The sequence below is a fragment of the Sphingobium sp. FW305-3-2-15-F-TSA7 genome, from assembly GCF_058787155.1.
Window position 1 is genome coordinate 95,355 of record NZ_JBYSZM010000014.1, and the last position, 21,605, is coordinate 116,959.

The 21,605-nt window shown below is 65.8% G+C and carries 15 protein-coding genes; all 15 read left to right on the plus strand.

Annotation, left to right across the window (positions count from 1 at the left end):
* Positions 1-13: 13 nt before the first annotated feature.
* Positions 14-1,204 carry an LLM class flavin-dependent oxidoreductase gene (locus tag AC3WN8_RS13170; RefSeq protein ID WP_492669888.1) on the plus strand — a complete coding sequence of 397 codons (1,191 nt, stop codon included), beginning with the start codon at positions 14-16 and terminating at the stop codon, positions 1,202-1,204.
* A gap of 12 nt (positions 1,205-1,216) precedes the next feature.
* Entirely contained in the window at positions 1,217-2,776 is a 1,560-nt protein-coding gene (locus tag AC3WN8_RS13175) for an ABC transporter substrate-binding protein (protein ID WP_492669889.1), read from the plus strand.
* 166 nt (positions 2,777-2,942) lie between these two features.
* A complete protein-coding gene (locus AC3WN8_RS13180) occupies positions 2,943-5,207 on the plus strand; it encodes a TonB-dependent receptor (RefSeq protein ID WP_492669890.1) in 2,265 nt (754 codons plus the stop codon).
* Positions 5,208-5,385: 178 nt separating this feature from the next.
* Positions 5,386-6,111 carry a class II aldolase/adducin family protein gene (locus AC3WN8_RS13185; protein ID WP_492669891.1) on the plus strand — a complete coding sequence of 242 codons (726 nt, stop codon included), beginning with the start codon at positions 5,386-5,388 and terminating at the stop codon, positions 6,109-6,111.
* A gap of 4 nt (positions 6,112-6,115) precedes the next feature.
* Positions 6,116-7,342, plus strand: coding sequence for an LLM class flavin-dependent oxidoreductase (locus AC3WN8_RS13190; protein WP_492669892.1), 1,227 nt, complete (start codon positions 6,116-6,118; stop codon positions 7,340-7,342).
* On the plus strand, positions 7,339-8,880 hold the full coding sequence (locus tag AC3WN8_RS13195; RefSeq protein WP_492669893.1) for an ABC transporter substrate-binding protein: 1,542 nt from the start codon (positions 7,339-7,341) through the stop codon (positions 8,878-8,880). Before AC3WN8_RS13190 ends, AC3WN8_RS13195 begins: the two co-directional genes overlap by 4 nt.
* Positions 8,880-10,025: an ABC transporter permease gene (locus AC3WN8_RS13200; RefSeq protein WP_492669894.1), complete on the plus strand. Its 1,146-nt coding sequence runs from the start codon at positions 8,880-8,882 to the stop codon at positions 10,023-10,025. Before AC3WN8_RS13195 ends, AC3WN8_RS13200 begins: the two co-directional genes overlap by 1 nt.
* Positions 10,022-10,846: an ABC transporter permease gene (locus AC3WN8_RS13205; protein WP_492669895.1), complete on the plus strand. Its 825-nt coding sequence runs from the start codon at positions 10,022-10,024 to the stop codon at positions 10,844-10,846. The genes AC3WN8_RS13200 and AC3WN8_RS13205 overlap by 4 nt, the downstream gene beginning before the upstream one ends.
* Entirely contained in the window at positions 10,843-12,669 is a 1,827-nt protein-coding gene (locus tag AC3WN8_RS13210; protein WP_492669896.1) for a dipeptide ABC transporter ATP-binding protein, read from the plus strand. Before AC3WN8_RS13205 ends, AC3WN8_RS13210 begins: the two co-directional genes overlap by 4 nt.
* 320 nt (positions 12,670-12,989) lie before the next feature.
* On the plus strand, positions 12,990-14,120 hold the full coding sequence (locus tag AC3WN8_RS13215; protein WP_492669897.1) for an LLM class flavin-dependent oxidoreductase: 1,131 nt from the start codon (positions 12,990-12,992) through the stop codon (positions 14,118-14,120).
* A gap of 66 nt (positions 14,121-14,186) precedes the next feature.
* The gene (locus AC3WN8_RS13220; protein ID WP_492669898.1) at positions 14,187-16,457 is read left to right on the plus strand and encodes a TonB-dependent receptor; all 2,271 of its coding nucleotides are present in this window, start codon (positions 14,187-14,189) and stop codon (positions 16,455-16,457) included.
* Between the two features lie 27 nt (positions 16,458-16,484).
* On the plus strand, positions 16,485-17,933 hold the full coding sequence (locus AC3WN8_RS13225; RefSeq protein ID WP_492669899.1) for an amidohydrolase: 1,449 nt from the start codon (positions 16,485-16,487) through the stop codon (positions 17,931-17,933).
* 77 nt (positions 17,934-18,010) lie between these two features.
* The gene (locus tag AC3WN8_RS13230; RefSeq protein WP_492669900.1) at positions 18,011-19,051 is read left to right on the plus strand and encodes an ABC transporter substrate-binding protein; all 1,041 of its coding nucleotides are present in this window, start codon (positions 18,011-18,013) and stop codon (positions 19,049-19,051) included.
* Positions 19,052-19,216: 165 nt separating this feature from the next.
* Positions 19,217-20,335, plus strand: coding sequence for a sigma-54 interaction domain-containing protein (locus AC3WN8_RS13235; RefSeq protein WP_492669901.1), 1,119 nt, complete (start codon positions 19,217-19,219; stop codon positions 20,333-20,335).
* A gap of 169 nt (positions 20,336-20,504) precedes the next feature.
* Positions 20,505-21,578, plus strand: a complete 1,074-nt coding sequence (locus AC3WN8_RS13240) for an ABC transporter substrate-binding protein (protein WP_492669902.1) — start codon at positions 20,505-20,507, stop codon at positions 21,576-21,578.
* The last annotated feature ends 27 nt before the right edge of the window (positions 21,579-21,605 follow it).

The window sequence follows — 21,605 nt, forward strand, 5'->3', positions numbered from 1 at the left end:
AGGGCGGATCACAATGAAGATTCTCTGGTATCTGACCGCGCCCGACGGCCCGTTCCCCTGGGAACCCGAAGGGCGGTGGAACACCGACTTCCGTCATCTCCAGCAACTTGCCGCAACGATCGATCACCTCGGCTATTACGGCGCGCTGCTGGGCACCGGGCTTGGCGACGAGGTGCTGACGGTCTCTTCAGCGATGATCGGGATCACCAAAAGGATGCGGTTCCTGGCGGCGATCCATCCGGGGCTGCTCTCTCCGGTGAAGCTCGCGCAGATCGCGCTGACCCAGGACCGCTTCTCGGGCGGTCGCATGATCTTCAACGTCGTCAACGGCAACGACACCGTGCTGCCGGTGTTCGGCGTCAATTACGAGCATGACGAGCGCTATGATTTCAGCTTCGAATATTGGGATGCGTTCAGACGTTTCTACACCGGGCTGCGCGACGGCTATGACGGCAAATATATCAGGCTGGCGGCGGCGCCGGCCGAATATGGCCTGGGCCGTCGCGGCGTGCGCGAAGCGGCGCTCCGGCCGGTTCAGCCGGGCGGCGTGCCGCTCTGGGGCGCGGGCACCTCGGGGGCGGGCGTCGCGCATTCGATCAAGCTGCTCGACACCTATCTGAGCTTCGCCAACACGCCGCCCTTGCTGGGCGACAAATTCCGTCGTGTGGCTGCCGAGGCGACGACGATCGGGCGGACGCTGGATTTTGGCACGCGCCTCCAGATCATCGTGCGCGAGACCGAGGAAGAGGCCTGGGATTATGCCCAGTGGCTGCTCGATCGCACCCATATCGATTATGCGCGCCAGTCGATCGAGATGCAGCTTCCGCGCGGCGAGACGATCGAAAGCTATCGCAGCCCCGATCCGCAGATCCAGGCCAATCTCGATGCGGTGCGCGCCGGGCGGCTGCCGCGCGCCAGGGATCTGGAAATCTATCCCAATGTCTGGGTCGGGCCGAGTCTGTTCGGCTTCAACATCCTCTCGCCGCTGGCGGGCACCACATTGGTCGGCAGTGCCGAGAATGTCGCGGCACGGCTTCGGGAATATGAGGCGCAGGGCTGCGGCGCCTTCATCCTTTCGGGTTTCCCGCTGATCGGGGAAGCGCATCGCTTCGCCGATCTCGTCTTTCCGCTGCTCGATATCGATCACGGTTTCGAGATTCCCCGGCTCGGGCGCCGCGCGCCGACCCAGATCGCCGCCGAATAGGAGATGCCGCCGATGAACCCGATCGATCGCCGTTCGCTTCTCGCCGGGGGTATCGCGGCGGGCGGCACGATGATGCTGGCCGCCTGTGGCGGTTCCGGTGGCGCAGGCGGGCCGGGGGTGACGCCACGGCGTGGCGGACGGCTGCGGCTTGGCATCGTCGACGGCGATCGCGCGGGCAATCTCGATGCGCACAAGCCGGTGGGGCTTGGCAGCACGATCCGCGGCTTCGCGCTGTACAGCAAGCTGTGGGAATGGTCGTCGCAGATGACGCCCGATCTCGCGCTGGCCGAGGAAGCGGAAGTGACCCCCGACGCGACGGCATGGACAGTCCGGCTGCGCAAGGGGCTCGAATTCCATAACGGCAAGACGATCACCGCCGACGATGTGATCTTCTCGATCCGCCGGCTGACCGATCCGGCGCTCGCCTCTCCCTACGGATCGCTCGTCAACCAGATCGACCGCGACGCGCTGGTGAAGCTCGACGAGCGGACAGTGCGCATTCCGGTGCGCGAGGGCAGGGGGTTCATCGCGCTGCCCGATACCTGGACCAATTTCGGCGGGATCGTTCCGCCCGATTATCATCCGGTGACCAATCCGGTCGGGGCGGGGCCCTATAAGCTCAAATCGGTCAAGGATTTCGTTCCCGGCCAGCGCGCCCTGTTCACGCGCTTCGAAAATTACTTCAAGCCGGGAAAACCCTATGCCGACGAGCTCGAGATCATCGAGTTCAAGGATCAGACGACGCGGGTTGCAGCACTGCTTGCCGGCCAGATCGACATGGCGAACGCGCTGCTGCCCGAACAGGTCGGGCTGCTGCGCAACGACCCGCGTGCGCGCGTGCTCATCTCCAAAACCAATGGCTGGCAGTCCTTCGACATGAATGTCGAGGCGCCGCCGTTCCGCGATGCCCGCGTCCGCGAGGCGTTCCGCCTGCTCGCCGATCGCGAGGATCTGGTGAAGCGCGCATTGCAGGGCGAGGGGCGGATCGCCAACGACCTCTATTCGCCGCATGACCCCACTTTCGATCATGCGATCGCGCAGCGCGCCTATGATCCCGACCGCGCACGCGCGCTGCTCAAGGCGGCCGGGCACGACCGGTTGAGCGTCGAACTCGTCGCCAGCCAGGCTTCGGCGAGCGCGGCGCTCGTCTATGCCGAACAGGCCAAGCGCGCCGGCGTCGATATCGTGGTCAGGAAGGTCGACAATGCGACCTTCACCGGGCCGCAACGGCTCGACTGGAGCTTCAGCGGCGGCGGCGCAATGGGTGCCGGCATGCTCGGCCTGTCCTGGTTGCCGACGGGCCTGCACACCGACGCGCCGACATCGGCCAGCAACAAGACCCATTTTCGCGATCCCGAATTCGGCCGCCTGTTCACCGAGGCGCTGGCCCAGCCCGATCTCGAAAAGCGCAAGGCGATCGTCCATGCTGCGCAACGCATTCAGCACGAGCGGGGCGGCATGATCATCTGGGGCTTTTCCAACACGCTCGACGGCATTTCATCGCGGGTCGGTGGCGTCGAGGCCGAGAATTCGCACTTCCCGACCTGGCGCTTCGACAAGATCTGGCTGTGACAGGAGTAGTTGATCCTATCTCAACAGAGATAGTTCAAAATTGTACAGTGAAACTGAGTCGTGTTAATTAAGTATCCGGATATATGGGATATTTAATCTGGCATAATAATTGCTCAACAGCCTGCGAAACCGCTTGAGATCATCAGGACTATTTGCAGGGGGTATTATGTCTTCAGTTTTGAATTTCCGTATTCCATCGATCGTCGTCGCATCTCTTTCGCTGTCCATGGCGATTGCAGGACCTGCGCTCGCGAACGATGCTTCGGCCCCGGCGCCGGCCGAGGGCACTGCCGCCGATGCGGGTGCGAATGACGACGTCATCCTGGTGACTGCGCAAAAGCGTGAGGAAAAGCTTCAGGACGTTCCCCTGGCGGTGACCGCTGCGAGCGGGGCGTTTCTTTCGAAGCTGGAACTGCGGACCGCGATCGACGTCTCGCGCATCGCGCCCAACACCAATGCCTGGGGCACCGAGAGCCGACAGCGGCCACGCTGGTTCATCCGCGGCATCGGCTCCAACGACGTCAGCAGCAACGTCGTCACCCCCGTCGCGATCTATAATGACGAGGTCTATCAGAATCATTTCTCGCTGCAGGGCTTCCCGCTGTTCGATATCGAGCGGGTCGAGATCCTGCGCGGGCCGGCGGGCACTTTGTGGGGGAAAAACACCACCGGGGGCGCCTTTTCCTTCATTTCGCGCAAACCGACCGACGAGGCCGAGGGTTATGCGCGGGTGACCGTCGGCAATTACGACCAGCGGCTCGTCGAGGGCGCTTTTGGCGGCGCGGTGGCCGACGGTATCTCGGCGCGCGCATCCTTTCTCTACGATCGTCGCGACGGCTTCGCGACCAATGAAGTGACCGACCGGACCGCCGGCGGCGTCAGGGATTTTGCGGCCCGGCTCCAGGTGAAGGCGGACGTCAGCGATACGCTGACCGCGCTGCTCAGCGTGCATTTCCGCGATTATGAGGGCGGCTCCAATCCCGTGCTGACCATCGGTACGGCGGCTGGCGGATTGGACGCCTTCGGCTATCCGACCCCGACCGATCGCAAGAAGGTTCGTTACAATGTCGACGCGGTGAACGCGATCGACGCCTGGGGCGGATCGCTGAACCTGCAATGGGATCTCGGCGCGGCCACGCTGACCTCGATCACCGCGCTCGAAAGCGCGGACCGCACTGATTTCACCGATGGCGATTATACCCCCAACGAGATCTCACGCAGCTATGCGGCGACCAATGTCGATCAGGTCAGCCAGGAAGTGCGGCTGACCTCGAACGGCGACACGCGGTTCCGCTGGATCGTCGGCGGCTATTATTTTCACGACAAGCTGAATTCATTCGGCGCGACGGGCACGCTGCCGGGGCCGCTCAATCGGCCGCTCTCCTATTATTACACCCAATATACCCAGAAGACGACGAGCCTGGCGGCCTTCGCCAATGCGTCCTTCGAGATCGTCGACCGGCTGACCTTGAGCGGTGGCCTGCGCTACACGCACGACAAGCTCTCGATCGATCTGCTCTCGCGCCAGGCGATCGCGCCCGTCACGTTCAGCGACACCACCAACTGGTTCCAGCCTTCGTCGATCTCGACGCCGTTCCGCGTCTTCGCCACCCAGAACGATACGCGGAAATGGTCGCGGCTGAGCTATGAGGTGAAGCCCGAATACCGCCCGACCGACGACGTGCTGATCTTCGCGCGTTTCGCCAAGGGATATCGTGCGGGCAATTTCCAGGGGAATATCGCGCCGCCCGCGACCCTGCCCAATGTGATCCAGCCCGAGACCGTCTATTCCTACGAAGCGGGCATCAAGACGAGCTGGTGGGACGATCGCGTGACCTTCAACGCGACCGGTTTCTATTACGATTACAAGAATATCCAGACGACCGTGACGACGCTGATCCCGGCGACGCCGACGACGCCCGCGCAGACGATCTCGCAAGTGCGCGACGCGCAGGGCTGGGTGCGCGGCGCCGAACTGGAACTGGCGGTGACCCCGATCGAGAATCTGCGGCTGACGGGCAATCTGGGCCTGCTCAAGACCCGCTATACCGATCTGGTCAACAATGGCGTCCGGATCGAAGGCAACGAGTTCGCGCGTGCGCCGCATGTCACCGCATTCGTCTCGGGTGAATATCGCGTGCCGCTGGGCGATCACGCGATCGTGCTCGGCACGGACTGGCGGTATAATTCGCTGTTCCGCCTCAACGCGCTGACCCAGAACAACGCCGAGTTCGACGTCCAGCCTTATTGGCTGGGCAATGTCCGCGTGACGATCGAACTGGCGGAGAGCCGCTATTCGGCGACGGTCTTCGTCAACAATGTGACCGACAAGGATTACAAGGTCCACACGCTGCCGGCTTCGAACGGCAGTTTCAAACGCTATCTCGGCGATCCGCGCACCTATGGCGTGACGCTGTCGGCGCGTTTCTGACGCTGCTCATATCTGCGCAGTCCGGTGCTCGGATCTGACCCGAATTCATCAATAGTCGCTGGCGGCGCAGCGTATCCGCGCCGCCAATCCGGCAATTCGCGCTCTGGCACAGACATTGCTGATCAGCAGCGCATCACGCCGGGGCGCCCGCGCCCCTGCCATTCAAAGGAGAACGCGCATGGCGACCGCAGCCAAGATCGACGAAACGCTCAGTCCGCACGCCGAGGCCTTCGCTGAATCCGTCCGGCAGGACGCCGAGCGGATTTTTCGCGCCTATCGCGAAACCGGAACCATCACCGCGAACGGGACGGTCGGGTTCATCGAACGCATTCCCGGCGAGGACAAGCTCGTCTCGGTCAATCTCCAGCACCCCTTCGACGCCGACCGGCCGCTGGGCGTGTCGATCACCGGCCTCGACGGAACGACCTATCGCGGGCGTCCCAATGCCGTGCGCTATCTGAAGGTCTTCAATGCGCGGCCTGAGATCACCTCGCTCAGCCACGTCCATTCGCCGAGCCTGGCGGCCTGGGCGCAGACGCATCGCAGCCTGCCGATCAGCTATGTGCCGGTGCAGCGTTTCCATCTGGCGCGCGAGCTGCCGGTCTATATCGACCGCCGCCAGGACGAGCAGGACTTCATCCTCGCTGCGCTCGACATCAACCCGCACACGCCGGCGATCATTGAGGCGAATGGCGGCGCCACGGTGTGGGGCTGGAAGGGGCTTCGCGACCTCGCAGAGTTCATCCTGCTGCTCGAGGAAGGGGCCGACATCCAGATCCGCGCGGCCGCGATCGGCGGCTCTCGCACCTATGGTCCCGGCGTGCTGCGGCAGCAGTGGAAGATGAGCAAGCGCTACGACGAAGCGCGCGCAGCGGGGCTGCTTCCCGCAACCGATCTCGACTGACGCCATGACTCGCCCGATCAAGCTGCTCTGGTATCTCACCGCCCCCGACGGTCCCTATCCCTGGGCGCCGGAGGGGCGATGGGAAACGGGGTTCGATCATCTGACCCAGCTTGCGGCGACGATCGATCGGCTGGGCTTTTACGGCGCGTTGCTCGGCAGCAGCGCGTTTGAAAGCCTGGCGGTCGCGGCGGCGATGATCCCGGTGACTGAGCGGATGCGTTTCCTGGTCGCGCAGCATCCGGGTGAACTGTCGCCTGCCGTCCTCGCCAAATATGCCCAGAGCTTCGATCATTTCTCGAACGGGCGGCTGTTGTTCAACGTCGTCAACGGCAACGATGCCGGTCTCGCCGCGCTCGGCGTGCATTATCCGCATGACGAGCGCTATGATTTCAGCTTCGAATATTGGGACGCGTTCCGCCGCGTCTATGCCGGCGACAAATCGGGTTATGACGGCAATTTCGTCAAGCTCGCGCCCAGGAACGAAGGCGGTTCGCCGATGGGCGTGTGGGCGGGGCCGTACCAGCCGACGGGCGTTCCGCTCTGGGGGGCGGGCACCTCGGCGCCGGGCGTCGCGCATTCGGTCAAATTGCTCGACACCTATCTGAGCTTTGCCAACACGCCGCCGCTGCTCGGCGAGAAGTTCGCGCGCGTCGCGGCCGAGGCCGCGAAGGTTGGGCGCACGCTCGATTATGGCACGCGGCTTCAGGTGATCGTGCGCGAAACCGAGGAGGAAGCCTGGGCGCATGCCGAATGGCTGTTGTCGCGATCGTCGGTGGAACATGCGCGCCGTTCGATCGAGATGCGGCTGCCGCCGGGTGAGACATTGGCGACGGTCACCAGCCCCGATCCGCAGGTCAGGCGCAATCTGGAGACCGTCCGTTCCGGCCGCCTGCCATCGGCGCGCGACCTGGAAATCTATCCCAATGTCTGGACCGGGCCGGCCTGGTTCGGCTTCGATCTGCTCGGCCCCTCGTCGGGCACGACTTTGGTGGGCAGTGCAGAGAATGTCGCGGCTCGGCTGCGCGAATATGCCGAGCATGGGACGAGCGCCTTCATCCTGTCCGGCTTCCCCCTGATCGCCGAGGCGCACCGTGTCGCCGACCTGCTTTTCCCGCTGCTCGATCTCGACCATGGGTTCGAGATTCCCGCACTGCGTGTCGCCCGTCCCGCCGAACCCGATCAGGTCGGCAGCCGGATGGCACCGAACGCACGCGAAAGGCTGGTCGCATGATCGGCCGGCGCGAACTGCTCATCGGCGGCAGCGTCGCGGGTGCGGGATTGCTGCTGCTGCCCGGTTGCGGCCCGGCGAATGCACCGTCGGACGGCAAGGATGATGGTGTTCCGAAACGTGGCGGGCGCATCCGCGTCGGCACGATCGAGGCGACCCAGTCGGGCAATCTCGACGCGCATGCGCCGATCGGCGCCGGAACCATGCGCGGCTGGGCGCTCTATTCGAAGCTCTGGGAGTGGACGCACGAATGCACGCCGCGTCTTGCGCTCGCCGAGGAATCCGAGATCGCGCCCGACGGGCAGAGCCTGACCATAAGGCTGCGCAAGGGGCTCGAATTCCATCACGGCAAGACGATTGGCGCCGACGATGTGATCTTCTCGCTACGGCGGCTGTCGGATCCGGCGCTCGCGTCGCCCTATGCCGCGCTCGTCGCCTATGTCGACCGCGACCGGATCGACAAGCTCGACGCGCTGACCGTCAGGATCCATTCGAAGAACGGGCAAGGGCTCGTCGCCCTGCCGGAGACCTGGATCAGCTTTGGCGGCATCGTGCCGACCGACTATCATCCGGTGACCAATGTCGTCGGCGCGGGCCCGTTCCGCCTCAAAAGCTTCCAGCCGGGCCAGCGATCGACCTACACGCGCTTCGAAAACTACTTCAAACCGGGCCAGCCCTATGTCGACGAGCTCGAGATCATCGAGTTCGGCGACGACACCTCGCGCGCCTATGCGCTGCAATCCGGCCAGATCGATGTCGCGGACCTCGTCGCGCCCGAACAGGCGCGGCTGCTGCGCGCCAGCCCGGGCGTGAAGGTGATCGTCTCACCCACCAACAACGTCCAGTCGCTCGACATGAACGTCGCGCATCCGGTTTTCCGCGATGTGCGCGTGCGTCAGGCTTTTCGCCTGCTCGCCGATCGTGCCGATCTCGTGAAGCGGGCACTGCATGGTGAGGGTGCTGTCGGCAACGATCTCTACGCGCCGCACGATCCGACCTATGACCGGTCGATTCCGCAGCGGGCGTTCGATCCCGACCAGGCACGCTCGCTGCTCCAGCAGGCGGGCCAGGCCGGCTTGATGCTCGAACTGACCGCAAGCCAGGCCGGCTCCGCCGCCGCGCTCGTCTTCGCCGAACAGGCAAAGCGGGCGGGCGTGACGCTGGCGGTCCAGAAACTCGACGCCGCAAGCTTCAACGGGCCGCTCAAGAACAAGCGCGCGATCAGCACCGGTGGAATCCCCTCGCGCGGTTTCCTGCCGAGCGCGCTGCATTACGACGCACCGACCGCGACCTCGAACCGGACCAACTTCCACGATCCGCGTTTCGGCGCACTGATCAACGCAGCGCTTTCCGAGCCCGATGTCGAGAAGCGCAAGCCGCTGATCCACGAAGCGCAGCGGATCCAATATGATCGCGGCGGCCTGCTGATCTGGGGCTTCGCCCATGTCCGCGCCGCCGCCAGCACGAAGATCGGGGGGATCGCCGCCGAGCAGACCCAGTTCGCGGGCTGGCGGTTCGACGATTTCTGGCGGCGGGGGTGATGGGATCGACGCCCGCATCCATCGTTCCGGAAGCGCCGGTGGTCGACGGCGGGGCGGATATTGTCCTGCCGGTGGAAGTCACCCGGGAGGCACCGGCGGCCGTTGCCGATCGTGGGTGGCGCGCAAGACTGCCCGGCTGGCTGCCCTGGTTGGCGGCCCGGCTCGCGGGTGGCCTGGCCACGATCCTGCTGATCAGCATCATCGTTTTCGGCGCGACCCAGATCCTGCCTTCCGATCCCGCGCGGGTGATATTGGGGCCCGAGGCGACCGAGGAGTCGATCGCCGTGCTGCAAAGCCAGCTCGGGCTCGATCGGCCGATCGCCGTGCAATATGCAAACTGGATCGGGCGCGCAGTCGCCGGAGATTTCGGTGACTCGCTCGACTCCGGCGTGGCGGTCGGCCAGATCGTCGCGGAGCGCTTCGCCAATTCGTTCGCGCTGATGGCGCTCGTGCTTGCCGTCGCGGTTCCGCTTTCGGTGCTTGTCGGCGCTTCGCTTGCCGCCCGCCGCGACAGCCGGGCGGATCGCTATGCGATGACCGGCCTCATCCTGTTCAAGGCATTGCCCGGCTTCATCCTCGCGATCGGGTTGATCATCATCTTCTCGACCTCGGTCCTGCCGATATTGCCAGCGGTCTCACTGCTCGAACCCGGCGTGTCGCCGTTCCTCCAGCCGGCCTATCTGATCCTGCCTGCCGCCACGCTGATCCTCACCGTGCTGCCCTTCCTGGTCCGGCTGGTGCGCGCCAGCGTGATCGAAGTGCTCGAGAGCGACTATGTGACGGCTGCCCGGCTGCGCGGCGTGCCCGAGCGCCGGATACTCTGGCGTCACGCCATGCCGAACGCGCTCGTCCCCACGATCCAGGGCATCGCGATGACAACCCGCATGCTGCTGGGCGGGGCGCTCATCATCGAAGTCGTGTTCAGCTATCCCGGCATCGGCGCCGCGCTCAACGCCGCGATCGAGATGCGTGACATCCCGGTGATCCAGGCCGTCACCTTGCTGCTCGCCAGCGCCGTCGTGCTCGTGAACCTGATCGCCGACGTCGCGACCATGTTCGTCACGCCGAAGATGCGCACCGCCCATGCGCCGGCGCTTCGCCCCGGCGCCCGTGCCGGCTGGAAGCTCAAGGGTGGTGCGGTATGAACCGACGGGGTCGATGGACGGGCCAGCGCCAGATCCGGATCGGCGGCGCCATCCTTGCGGGCGTGCTGCTCTTCGCGCTGGTCGGTCCCTGGCTGGCGCCGCATGCCCATGACGCGCTGGTCGGCCCGACCTATGGCGCGCCGGCTGCCGGGGCCTGGCTCGGGCATGACTATCTGGGGCGCGACGTCTGGTCGCGTGTGCTCGACGGTGGCTGGTCGGTGCTCTGGATGAGCGTTGCGGCCGCGCTGATCGCACTTGTTGCCGGCGTGGCAGTCGGCATGCTCGCGGGCCTTGCGCGCGGCAAGATCGATCAGGCGATCGTCTGGCTGACCGATGTCGTGCTGGCTTTTCCCGATCTCATTCTCGTGCTGCTCGTCGTCTCGATGCTCGGGCGCGAACCCTGGCTGATCGTGCTGACCGTCTCGGTCGCATTCGTGCCCGGCGTCATCCGCCTGGCGCGTGGTGTGACGCTGGGAATCGGCAGCCAGGAATTCGTCGAGGCAGCGCGGATGATGGGGTATCGGCGGCGTACCATATTGGCGCGGGAGATTCTGCCGAACATCGCGACGCCTTTGCTCGTCCATCTCGGCATCATGCTGACCTGGGCGATCGCGATGCTCTCGGGGCTGAGCTTCCTGGGCTATGGCGTCGCACCCCCCGCCGCCGACTGGGGGCTGATGATCAACGAGAATCGCGCGGGGCTGATGGTCCAGCCCTGGGCGGTGCTGGCGCCGGTGGTGCTTATCGCGCTGTTCGCGCTGGGCACCAACCTGCTGGCCGAAGGCGTCGCGCGCGCGACGGCGCGGATCGACGAAGCATGACGGGCGCGATCGCAGTCGTGGCGCCCGCGCCCATTCCCTTGCTGGACGTCCGCGACCTGGCGGTCTCGCTGGCGCCCGGGATCGATATCGTCACCGGCATTTCCTTTTCGGTTTCCGCGGGCGAGATCGTCGGCCTTGTCGGTGAATCGGGTTCGGGCAAGACGACCATCGCCACCGCACTGCTCGGCCATGCGCGGCAGGGTACGCGGGTCACCGATGGCGAGGTGTGGATCGGCGGGCGCGAGATATTGGCGCTTTCGCCAGCCGAACGGCGCATGGTGCGCGGTCCGCTCGTCGCGCATGTCGCGCAGGATCCCGCGACGGCGCTCAATCCGATGATGCGGATCGGCGCGCATCTCGACGAACTGCTGAGCCTCCACGCACCCGATCTCGATCGCGCGGCCCGCCGCGAACGCATCGTCCAGGTCGCGCACGATGTCGGCCTGCCTGCCGACGAACCCTTCCTCAAACGGTTTCCGCATCAGCTGTCCGGCGGCCAGCAGCAGCGCGTGCTGCTGGCGATGGCGTTCGTCCTGCGGCCGCGGCTGATCGTCCTCGACGAGCCGACCACGGCGCTCGACGTGACCACCCAGGCAAAGGTGCTCGCGACGATCCGGCGGATGTGCCGCGATCAGGGCATCGCCGCGCTCTACGTCTCGCACGATCTCGCGGTCGTCCGCGATCTGGTCGATCGGCTGGTCGTGCTTTATGCGGGCCGCGTCGCCGAAACCGCGCGGCGCGACGATCTCTTCCGGCGGCCCGCGCATCCCTATTCCCGCGGCCTGCTGTCGTCGGTTCCCGATGTCGCCGTCCGGCGGCCGCTTGCCGCAATCCCGGGGCATGCCCCGGCGCCCGCCGAACGCGCCGCCGGCTGTGCTTTCGCGCCGCGATGCGACCTCGCGACGGCGGATTGCGCGGTGCAACCGTCGCTCTCGGCCGTTGCGGGCGAGCATCGCGCGGCGTGCCATCATCCGGTCGATTCACCGCTCGTTCTGCCGGCTGCATCCCCGCCGTCCGCTGAACGCGACGCGATCGATGCCCCCCTGCTGTCGATCGGGGGAGCGACTGCCTATTATGGCAGCCAGCAGATCCTGTTCGGCGCCGATCTCGAGCTCTGGCGCGGGGAATGCACCGCCCTGGTCGGCGAGTCCGGATCGGGCAAGACCACATTGGCGCGCGCGATCGTCGGCTTTGGCGAGGCGATCGACGGGCGCTTGCTGTTCGACGGCATCGATCGGGCACTCGATACCGGCACGCGCAGCCGGGATCTGCGCCGGCGGATCCAGTACATCTTCCAGAATCCCTATCGCGCGCTCAATCCGCGCGAACGGGTCGGCCAGATACTGGGCCGGACGGCGCGTCATTTCTTCGCGGTGAGCGCACGCGAGGCGGAGCGCCGCGTCGCCGCCGCGCTCGATCGCGTCGCTCTGCCTGCCACCGTCGCCGCGCGCTATCCGGGCGAGCTTTCGGGCGGCGAGCGGCAGCGCGTGGCGATCGCCCGCGCGCTGATCTGCGAACCGGAGATCCTGATCTGCGACGAGGTGACCTCGGCGCTCGACGTCTCGGTTCAGGCGGCGATCCTCGATCTGCTCGCGGGGCTTGCGCGGGAAGGCCTGACCTTGCTGTTCGTCACCCACGACCTGGCGGTGGTCCGCGCGATCGCCGACCGCGTCGTCGTGCTGCGCGCCGGTCACATCGTCGAACAGGGCAGCGTCGACGCTGTCCTCGATCGCCCTACCGACAACTATACCCGCGCGCTGGTGGCGGATTCGCCCAGCCTCTGGACGCCGGCCGTCAGCCAGCCGTCACTGGTTCTGGCCTGAGGGGCCGGCCTCGCTCCGCACTCCTTCCGCTCTGCTATTGTCATTGCGAGGAGCGTAGCGACGAAGCAATCCAGCGGTCGATGCATCGCTGGATTGCCACGCTTCGCTCGCAATAACGGCAACAGGATTTGCGCACACTCCCGACCTGCAACGCCGCATCGCTGATTTTCCACCAGCGCAGGCCGCTCACTGCGCAAATCGGCGATCGCACAACACCACCCGGCAAACACGTGGCCCCCGGTTTTCCGCGCTTCCTTCCATTTGGCACGGCTGTTGCTCTGCAGGGGATGCGTGACTGAACTCATCCCTGGGGCAATGCGATGGCGATCGAATTTGTGGGCATGGTCTTTCCGCGCCAATGGTCAGAAACCCATGGCGACCGTGGTGGCGGTTTCGACCTCGATTTCCTTCGCTTCCATGCACGCGCGCACGAGAATGCGGGGTTCGATCGGGTCCTGATCGCGAGCGGGCCGGGCGGAGCGGACAGCCTTCAGATCGCGGCCTTCGCGGCGGCACAGACCGAGCGGCTCGGCTTCATGATCGCGCATCGCCCCGCGCTCTGGGCGCCGACCGCCGCCGCGCGCGCCTTCGCGACGCTCGATCACACCACTGGCGGCAGGATCCGTCTCCACGCCATCACCGGCATCAGCGCCGAGCCGATGGAGGGCGATCAACTCTACGACAAGGCCGAACGTTATGCGCGCACCGACGAATATCTCCAGATCGTGCGCCAGACCTGGACCGCCGAGGAGCCGTTCAGCTTCGAAGGCAGATATTTCACGATCAAGGATGCCTTCTCGCCGGTGAAGCCGCTGCAGAAGCCGCATGTCCCGATCTCGTTCGGCGGCGCGTCGGAAGCGGCTTTCCATGTCGGCGTGAAACATGCCGATCTCTACGGCATCTGGGGGGAACCGCTTGCCGACGCGCGCGAGCATATCGGCAAGATCAGGAGCGCCGCCGCCGCGGCCGGGGTGGCGCCGCCGCGCGTCAGCCTTTCGGTCCGTCTGATCCTCGGGCCAACCGAGGAACTGGCCTGGGCCAGGGCGCGCGAGATCCTCGCGGGGATCGAGGCGAACCCGATGTTCCGCCCCGGCGGCCCACGACACGGCAAGCAGAAGGCGGTGGCGTCGGAACGGCTGCTTGCCGCCGCGGCGCGGGGCGACCGGCATGATCGCTGCCTGTGGATGCCGACCGCGAGCGCCGTCGGCGCTTATGGCGACACCACCGCGCTGGTCGGCACCCCCGATCAGGTGGTTGCGGCACTGCTCGACTATGTCGATCTCGGCGTCACGACCTTTCTGAACCGCGGGTACGATCCGCTCTACGACACCGTCGATTACGGCCGATGGATCATTCCGGCGGTCCAGCAAGAGGTCGAGCGCCGCGCGCGGGAGGCGGTGAAGGCCGTCCCCGTTGAAGTGCCAGCCGGCGAGCTCGCCCTCCAGTCCTGACGACCTCGCGAAAGCGACCAAGGCCGAGCGCCTGCGCGGCCGACCAACCCATTCCAGGAGTATCCAATGCGCAAATCGGGTCCATTACTGCATATCCTGCTGACCGGTTCGTCCGCGCTGCTTTTCGCCGCGTCCGCCCAGGCTCAGGAGACGGCGGACGCCGGCGACAGCGGTGCGGGCGACGACACGATCGTGGTGACCGCGCTCAAGCGCGAGACCAGGCTGCAGGACGCGCCCGCCAGCATCACCGCGATCGGCGACTCGACATTGCGCGCGGCGAGCATCGACGGGGTGAACGACCTGACCCGCGCGGTCCCGAGCCTGACCGTCACCGATCAGGGGCCGGGCCAGCGCCGCATCACCCTGCGCGGTATCCGCAGTGCCGGGGATGCGCAGGTCGGCATCTATTACGACGATACGGCGGTATCCGGACCGCCGGGTACGACCAGCGATCCGGGCGGCAGCCAGTCCGATTTCAAACTGTTCGATATCGAGCGGGTCGAGGTGCTGCGCGGTCCGCAGGGCACGCTTTACGGCGCGGGCTCGGTCGGCGGCACGATCCGCATCGTCAATCGCAAGCCGGGTTTCGACTTCGAGGCCAAGGCCGACGTCACCGCGACCACGACCAAGGACGGCGGCGAGGGCTATCAGCTCAACCTGGCGGTCAACGTCCCGATCGTCTCCGACGTGCTGGCGGCGCGCGCCGTCTATTTCCGCCGCGACATCGATGGCTGGGTCGACAATCCGGGCCTTGGGCTCACCGGCATCAATTCGGAAAAGACCGATGGCGGGCGGCTGCTGGTGCGATTCATTCCGGCGAGCTGGCTGACCATCGATGGCGCGGTGCACCTGCAATATAGCAAGGGCGGAGCGAGCACCTGGTCGCCGAGCGCGGGTCCGTACAATGCGGTCAACCGGTCGCAGGTGCCCTATGAGGACAAGCAGCGACTCTACAGCCTGACCGGCAATGCCGATCTGGGCTTCGCCAATCTTGTCCTCACCACCGCCTATCAGGATCGCGACACGCTGGTGACGCGCGACCCCACTTATCTTTTCCGCAGCTTCAAGGGATCGGCCGCCAATTGCCGGACGCATTTCAGCACCGCGGTCTGCGCGACGCCGCAGGGCGTCGCCGCCTTCGACGCCTATGTCGATAGCCTGACGCCCGTCATCTATTACCAGCCCCAGTCGGTGAAGGACTGGACCAGCGAAATCCGCCTCCAATCCTCGGGCAGCGGGCCGTTCCAATGGACGATCGGCGGCTTCTACCAGGATCGCGATTCCAGGGTGCTGTCGGAAGCGCGACGGACCTCGCCCAGCGACGGCAGCCAGATCGACGGCGCCGCGCCGCTGCTCCAGCGCAACGTCACCGACTCGCTCAAGCAGAAAGCGGTCTTTGGCGAGGCATCCTATGAATTCCTGCACGGGCTGAAGCTGACCGGCGGGTTCCGCTATTATGATTATCAGAAGGTCGTCGGCGGCGACACGATCATCGGGCTCGACATATTGCGCACCAGCCCGACGCCGTTCGCGGTCTATCGCAGCAGCCACAATGGCTGGCTCTACAAGGCGAATCTCAGCTACGCGCCGACCGACAATCTGCTGCTCTATGCGCAGGTCGCGAACGGCTACCGCCCCGGCGGCGTGAATCAGGTGCTCGGCCTCGCCCAGGCGCTGGCCTATTCTCCCGACAAGCTCGTCACCTATGAAGGCGGCATCAAGGCCAGCCTGCTCGACGGCGCGCTCGTCGCCAATCTGTCGGGCTATTTCACCGACTGGTCCGACATGCAGGTGAGCATCAACAGCGGCACCTTCGTCTATCTCGGCAATGCCGGTGCCGCGCATATCAAGGGCGGCGAGTTCGAACTGGCGCTGCGGCCACTCGCAGGCCTGCAATTCACCGGCAATATCGCGCTCACCAATGCGAAACTGACCCAAGATCAGGTGCCCGACGGCATCAACCCGGCACCGACCACCGCGCGTGCGGGCGACAAGGTGCCCTTCATTCCCGCCGCGACCTTCGGCGTGTCGGCACAATATGAATGGGCATTGTCGGGCGATCTTCAGGGCCTGGTGCGTGCCGATGCCAGCCATGTCGGTAAATCCTATGCGGATTTCCGTCCCAACTCGATCAACTATCGCCGCCTTGGCGATTATACGCTGACCAACCTGCGAGTCGGCGTGCGGACCGAACGCTGGGGCGCCTATCTGTTCGTGAACAACCTGTTCGACACGGTCGCGCGCGTGGCCGCCGGCAATGTGCTCGGCGGATCGATCGAGACCGTGACGACCGCGGCGCCGCGCACCTTCGGCCTCAATCTGAGCACGCATTTCTAAGCGGTTCGCGAACTGGAGATATCGGACATGAAAACGACCCGTGCCATTGCCGCGCTGATGCTGGGCGCTTTCTGGGGAAGTACCGCGATCGCGGCGCCGCTTGGCGATGCGGAGACCAGGGCGATCGAGCAATCGGTCGATGCGCTCACGCCGCGCCTGTCATCGGTCGCCCAGGACGTCTGGAAACTCGCCGAGATCGGCTTCAAGGAAAGCAGGAGCACGGCGCGCATCCAGAAGGAATTGAAGGATGCGGGGTTCAGGATAGAGACCGGCATCTCGGGCATTCCCACCGCCTTCGTCGCCACGGCGGGGTCGGGCGGGCCGGTGATCGCGCTGCTCGCCGAATATGATGCCTTGCCCGGCCTGTCGCAGGACAGCAGCGCCGAACGCAAATCGGCCGGCGGCATCGCCGGCCATGCCTGTGGTCACAATCTGCTCGGCGCCGCCTCGGTCACCGCGGCGATTGCGCTCAAGAAATGGCTCGAGCAAAGCGGCACCAAGGGCACGATCCGGCTTTACGGCAGTCCCGCCGAGGAAGGCGGTTTCGCCAAGGTCTATTTCGTGCGCGACGGCCTGTTCAAGGATGTCGACGCCGCGCTCACCTGGCACCCGAGCGGCAGCAACAGTGGATCGCAGGGCACGATGCTGTCGATGCTCACCGCCAAATTCAGTTTCCACGGCGTGGCATCGCATGCCGCCGCCGCGCCCGAGCGTGGCCGCTCGGCGCTCGACGCGCTCGAAATCCACAATGTCGCGGTCAATTACCTGCGCGAGCATGTGCCGCAGGAAACCCGGATCCACTACACGATCACCAATGGCGGCGATCAGCCCAATATCGTGCCGGCCGAGGCGGAGAGCTTCTATTATTTCCGCCATTATGACCCGGCGGTGGTCCAGGATGTCTGGAGCCGTGTGAAGCAGGCGGCCGAGGGCGCGGCGCTGGCCACCGGCACCACCGTGTCGGTCGAGATCATCGGCGGCAGCTATGCGCATCTGCCCAACGACACGCTCGGCCGCGTCGTCCAGGCCAATCTCGAAAAGGTCGGCGGCTACAGCTATTCGCCGGCAGAGGCCGAATATGCCCGGGCAATCGCGGCAAGCCTTCCCGGCAAGGTGCCGCCATCGGATCCGGGCAGGATCGAGCCCTATAGTTTCGGGCGCAAGAGCTCGGCATCGTCGGATGTCGGCGACATCACCTGGGTCGTGCCGACCAGCAGCCTGAGCACCGCGACCTGGGTCGGCGGCACCCCGCCGCATAGCTGGCAGGCGGCGTCGGCCAGCGGCACGAGCATCGGCGTGAAGGGCGCGGTGGTCGCGGCCAAGACGCTGGCGCTGGCGGGCGCCGAACTGTTTCGCAGCCCCGACACGCTTGCCGCTGCAAAGGCCGAGTTCGAGAAGAGCCGGGGCGCAGGCTTCGTTTACAAGCCCCTGCTCGGAGACCGCGCGCCGGCGCTCGACTATACCGACAAGCCATAAGCGGCGGGCGGCGAAACACTCAAGGTGCGCCGACGAACCCATTCGGACGGCGAACCGCGCGGAAAGGATCGGAGAGCATGGCGAAGGCGGAGCGCGGTGGAGAGCCGCTGGAGCGGATCTGGATCACACGCTGTCCGGTGCCCGCCGCGTCGGGTGTCGCCTGGTCGCTGGGATGGCTCACCGAGGAATTCGCGCGCGACGGTATCGATGTGGCGTGGGAACGCGAGGATCGGATGCGGATCGTGCGTCCCGACGGCGCACATCAATCGAAAGCGGTGTTTCGCGAAGGCGGCAATATCCAGGCGCTCGCCGCACGCGCGCTCGGTGCGCCGACCCGGGTCATCGGGCTGACCTGGATCGACGAGCGACAGGCGATCATGGTCCGGCCAGGGTCGCAGATCTTCGAACCCAGGGACCTGAAGGGGCTGCGCGTCGCACTTCCCGCCTATGCGGACACGCGCGGCAACAGCATCGTGCGCGGCATGTCGCTGCACGGCATCAAGAACGCGCTGGCGCTCGCCGGGCTCGACCTGCGCGACGTGCGCTTCATCGACGTGCCCGCCCCACGGGTCGATTTCGAGATACCCGAGGGCATGCAACGGATCTGGGCGGGGCTGGACCGGCTGGCGGACGGCCGGGTCGACGCGGTCTATGTCAAGGGCGCGGCGGCGGCGGAGGCCGCGCAGCGCCTGGGCCTGGTCGTCGGCGTCGATCTCGACGTCTATCCAAGCCGGTTCGCGCGGATCAACAATGGCACGCCAAGGCCGATCGTGGTCGACGAATATCTGATCGAGGCGCATTTCGATCTGGTCGTCCGCTTTCTGTACCAGACGCTGCGCGCCGCCGATTGGGCGGCGACGCACCTCGCCGAGCTCAAGCCGATCCTCGAACGCGAGACATTGGCCGGGCCCGCGGGCGTGGCCGAGGCCTATCGCAACGATTTCCACCGCTCGCTTCACCCCGACATCTCGGCCGAACGGGTCGACCTGCTGCGGATCCAGGAGGAGTTTCTCCGTCTCCACGGCTTTCTCGAACATGCGGTCGATATCGATGCCTGGGTCGACCGCCGCCCCCTCGACGCCGCGCTCGCTCTCAGGACCGCGCGCAAGGTGGCGTAATGGGCTGCCGCCGCTGACCTATCACGTCATTCCGGCTTTCGCCGGAATGACGAATAAACGGAATGCGCACCCCGGCCGACAAGCCAGCTTTGCCCTTGCCAAGCTTTTTCTACTAAAGTGATTGAGAAGAATCTGCTATTCCGAATCCAAGGCTTCGGAGGCGATATGACGGCAACAGCGCCGAACGATGCGCCCGACAGGGACACGGGCATGAAAGGGACGGGCGAGGGCTGGCCAGGCGCGCCACGCGTGCTGTCGCTCGATCGCGACGGCGCCAACTCGCTGACGATCCGCGCCCGTGCCTTCGTCTTTTCCGATCCGCGCTCGCGTGCGCTGATACCGCTGATCGAACGGACGGCGCCGAGCGATGCGACGATCCTGGTTACCGGCGAGACCGGCACGGGCAAGGAGCTGGTCGCGCGCTATGTCCATCGCCTCAGCAAGCGCGCGCATCAACCCTTCGTCGCGATCAACTGCGGCGCCTTTTCCGAGACGCTGATCGAATCCGAACTGTTCGGGCATGAGAAGGGCGCCTTTACCGGGGCCGCGGGCATGCGGGCCGGATGGTTCGAGGCCGCCAATGGCGGCACGCTCTTTCTCGACGAGATCGGCGATCTGCCGCTCGCGCTTCAGGTCAAGCTGCTGCGCGTGCTTCAGGAGCGCGAGGTCGTCCGGCTCGGCTCGCGCCAGGCCGTGCCGCTCGACATCCGGCTGATCGCCGCCACCAATATCGACCTCGGCAAGGCCGTCGCCGCCGGCCGGTTTCGCGAGGATCTTTTCTATCGGCTCCAGGTCGTGTCGCTGCCCTTGCTCCCTTTGCGCGAGCGGCGGGCCGACATCCTTCCGCTCGCGCGCCATTTCCTCGAAATCTATGGTGATCGCATCAAGGCCGAGCGGCTGGACCTCAGCCCGACCGCCGAGGAGGCCCTGTTCGCCTATTCCTGGCCGGGCAATATCCGCGAGCTCGAAAATACCATCCATCGCGCGACGCTCACCAGCCGCGACGGCCTGATCGAGGTTCCCGATCTAGGGCTGGCATCGGCCATATCATGGGACAGCGCGCCGTCGCATGATGCCGCCGGCAAGAGCCTGGAGGACCGGCTGGTGCCGCTGGTCGCGGCCTTTTTGAAGGAAGAGCAGGCCGACCTCCTGGATCGCCTCGTCGCCGCGACGGTGCGCACGGCGCATGGCGCAAGCGACGGAAACCAGATCCGGACGGCGGCGGCGCTCGGTGTGACCCGCAACGTGATCCGGACTCACCTCAAGAATTTCGACCTGATCTGACGCGCACGCGCGCCACGCAGATATCAACAGCGATGCGCAGATCTGTGCAGCCTCACGGCGTTCGCGCCCATTGCGAACCGCGGATTCGTGCGGGATCTGAACTGGCATGGCCTTTGCGGAAAGGGACGCAGGGCCTGTTCGGGCCTGCTGAACGAGAGGAATTGATCCCATGGCCACGCAACTCGCTCCATCCCCGCAATCGGCGCCGTCGGAAATCTGGTTCACCCGCTGCCCTGTGCCGACCGCGACGGGGATCGCGTACAAGCTCGGATGGTTGGAGGATGAATTCGCAGCCGAAGGGATTCCGGTGCGCACGCTCCAGGAATCGGGGCCCGAACTGGGCCGGCATCATTATGACCATCGCCTGCCGACGCTCATCCGCGAAGGCGGCAACATGCTGTCGATCGCGGCGCGCGCGCAGGGGGAGCCGACGCGTCTCGTCGGGCTGACCTGGATCGAGGAAAGCCAGGTCATCCTTGTCCGGCCGGAGTCGGGCATATCGAGCGCCGCGGATCTCAAGGGCAAGCGGCTCGCGCTTCCGGCCTGGACCGCACATGAGATTCCCAGCCATGTCCGCGGGACGAGCATCACGCGCGGCATGTCGCTCCACGGATACAAGGGTGCGCTGGCCTCGGTTGGCCTGACTTTCGACGATGTCGATTTCGTCGAGGTGCCGGGCACGATCCGCAATATCGGCGGGAGCGGGCGCGACAGCCAGCCGGGCCGCGACAGGCTCGACCGGATCTGGGCGATCGATGCGCTTGCCGACGGACGGGTCGACGCCGTCTACGTCAAGGGCGCGGCGGCGCTCGACGGTGCGCGTGAAGCGGGTGTCGTCGTTGGCATCGATCTCGACAGGCTTCCCGACCCCCGGTTCCGCGTTAATAACGGCACGCCGCGGCCGATCACCGTTCACCAGGATCTGATCGACAATCATTTCGATCATCTCGTCCGTTTCCTCGCCGCGACGCTGCGCGCCGCCGACTGGGCGGCGGACAATGTCGACGAACTGCGCGGCTTTCTCCAGTCGGAGACGCGCGGCAGCGTCGAATCGGTGATCAGCGCCTATGGCGAGGATTTCCACCGCACCCTGCACCCGACGCTCGATGTCGACCGGCTGGAGCTGTTCGAACAGCAGAAGAAATTCCTGCTCGTCCACGGCTTCCTCGACGCGGATTTCGATCTTTCGTCCTGGGTGGACGAACGGCCGCTCGCGGCGGCCCTGGCGCTCGTGCACGGCTGACTCCGGCGGGCGCTTGGCTGGGTTCGG